Here is a 2,526-nt window from a genome sequence, read left to right as displayed (position 1 = left end):
GCGGGGTTGTCACTGACGCTCATGGTCAGCTCGCCCTGCGGTCGTGACAGTCGTCCTGCGAGATGCAGGATGCGCTGACGAATCGTGCCGAGTTGGTCGAAACGCCACGAGGCAGGTCGCTTCGATAGCGTGCCGCGTTGTTTCGGCACAGCCTGCATTTGCAGCTCACGACCGAGGTTGTGCGACAGCAGTGATGCCATGGTGAAGATCTGGTTGCCGTGCAAGGTGCGTGTGGCGACGAGGTCAAGCCCGCTGTGTTGTTTGGCCTCGCCGAAGATCTTTTCTTGCGGTTTGGCCTCGCCGAAGATCTTTTCTTGCGACCTGACCCGGGCCGACCCGACCCGAGTTGGCGTCCGCCGGCGTGCGCCGGCAAGCGCTGCACGCTCAGCGTTTGGGTTCGTGTACCTTTGCCGCACCGTTGTACGGTTCCGGCCCATCAGGAGCCCGTCCTTGCGCGACGAAGCCGGCTGGTGACCGTGGGCTCCAGCTGCGAGCCGCCACCGCCGCACCGCCCGCGGATATCCCCATGCCTCAACGCGGGTCGGGTCGTCCCCCTCTTGGCATCCGTCATGAACTATCTTTACCAGATGGTTGGTGCGCCTCCAGCTAATTCGTTTCAGTACTCTTTTGGCACGCAGGGGTGTATACCTTGCATGGGGTCGCGTAAGGGGTACTGCGTCTGGCTTCGTAATACGGGGCAGTGTGGAACGCCGGCGGGGGCCGTCTGCGACTGCGACATCAACGAGTGGAACATGCTCATGCTGAACTTCCAGGGAGACCCTGACTTCCAGGACGGGGCTCCGGGCCCTGGATACGTGGGGGTCTCGCTGCTGGAGATTGGGAAGGAGCGGCCAGAAGCGACGAGAGCTCGCGGCAACAAGCTGCGGGACGAAAAGGTCGAGGGCTGGAAGCGGCCGCTACTTCAGGAGACGCGGGAGCACCGGATCAAGCGGATAAGACAACAGGTGAAGGAGCTGAAGGACCAGGGCTCGAGGAGGTTCGTGACTTGCGGGTCAGCGAGGACGGTCTGCGCGTTTGGTTGGTGGAGAAGGACGGCAAGCCACGCAGGTAGCCGTATTTAGGCGTCGGGTCAAGATGATGCTCTTGACGCGACGCCTTGGCCCGAGGGCTGAGGAGTTTGGGTAATGGCGCCGGTCGTCGACAACGTTACACGATGATGATGCGAGAGGGCGGTACAGCAATATTGTTTAAGGGGGCTGCCAGGCGGCTCAGCAGGGACAAAGGAAGGATCATGTGGCCTAGCTTTCTTACTGGTGGGCGCCATCCCGTGGTGGCGGTAGCAGCTGCTTTCTTGGGAACCATTGCATGCAGCAACGGTGCACAGCCGGTTTCGGGCGCAGCAATTGCAGGTATCCCTTCTGCAGGTATCCCTTCTGTCGGAGGTATGTTCCCGTCCGGTGGGGGCATGTTTCCGTCTGTCGGAGGCATGTTCCCGATTGGGGGAGGCAGGCTGCCGCCTGTACAGTGTATGGCTGGCTCGATCGTTTCGTATACGCTCCACCAGCGGATGTTGAGGCCTTGCCTTTCGGGCAGCTGCGGAAAGGAACTGTGCGCGGAGGACGAGAGCTTCATACGCACGACCGCGAGCAGCAATGGAGCATGGGAGTTGGGAGTGCTCTATGCGGTATGTGCGCGACTTGATAGAATGCCGCAAATTGCCCTCGGAGGGAGTGGATGGGTACCGAACATGGGAGGGGGGCCGGGCATGAGGGGGCCAGACTTGTGGGGGCCACAGCAGGGGGCGCGACTTGTGATCGAGGGTCTTGGTTCGGTAACGCCAACCGGGCAAATCCTAGGCCAACCGCGAATGGAGCCCATCAATGGCACAAGCGATCTGCAGCGTTGGTCGTACGAGCCGAAAGACGTGTCGGTGAGCCTTGACGGCGTTCCGCTCGAGCTCGCGGAAGTGAACCTGCTCTTGGGCGCCCTGCTTTTGGGCGCCGCCGGTCCTACCATTCCGTGCGGGAGCTGTACCCCCATTCCGTGCGGGAGCTGTACAGGAGGTATCGATGCGCGAACGAAGGCAGGGGCGCGGCTGATAGCGCGCTGGATTCCCAGAAATAGGACTCACTTGGAACGAGCCTGTCTGGCACCAATGGATGTGGATTTGAGCGTGTCGCTTGTGACGCCCTGAGAGAACGGGCCATGGCTCTGAACCATCCCCTCAAAACGGCCGACCCGACCTGGGTTGGGGGTGGGGCGGGCCGGGCGGGCGACCCGACCCGCGTTGAGGCTTGGGGATATCCGGGCGGGTGCGGCGGTGGCGGCCAGGGGCGCGAATACGAAGGGCCAGCTGGGCAACGGCACGAGGACGAGTGCCAGCACCCCTGTCGCAGTCACCGTGGTCAGCGATATCGTCGAGGTCTCCCCCGGGTGCGAGTGCGGCGCACACGTGCGCGCGTCTGAGCACGCGCCAGGTCAAGTGCTGGGGCGACAACTTATTGTCTCACCTTGGGTGGGTCAAAACCCTCGCCTTCCAGGCGACAGCTTTCAGCATGATGGTGG

2 protein-coding genes are annotated in these 2,526 nt (G+C 62.5%); one reads left to right on the top strand and one right to left on the bottom strand.

Annotated elements, in window-relative coordinates; genetic code table 11:
• Positions 1-437 (bottom strand): hypothetical protein (locus tag MJD61_13110; GenBank protein ID MCG8556208.1); only part of this gene is annotated, 437 nt, incomplete at its 3' end.
• Positions 438-653: 216 nt separating this feature from the next.
• Here MJD61_13110 and MJD61_13105 point away from each other — a divergent pair.
• Positions 654-1,082, top strand: a complete 429-nt coding sequence (locus MJD61_13105; protein ID MCG8556207.1) for a hypothetical protein — start codon at positions 654-656, stop codon at positions 1,080-1,082.
• The last annotated feature ends 1,444 nt before the right edge of the window (positions 1,083-2,526 follow it).

It is taken from the genome of Pseudomonadota bacterium (genome assembly GCA_022361155.1).
Taxonomy (GTDB): domain Bacteria; phylum Myxococcota_A; class Polyangia; order Polyangiales; family JAKSBK01; genus JAKSBK01.
The sequence above is the reverse complement of the archived record's forward strand: the minus strand, read 5'-3'. Positions and strand labels throughout refer to the sequence as shown.

Coding starts and splice junctions, on each gene's coding strand:
- MJD61_13105 (MCG8556207.1), top strand. CDS start 654: ATGGGGTCGCGTAAGGGGTACTGCGTCTGGCTTCGTAATACGGGGCAG.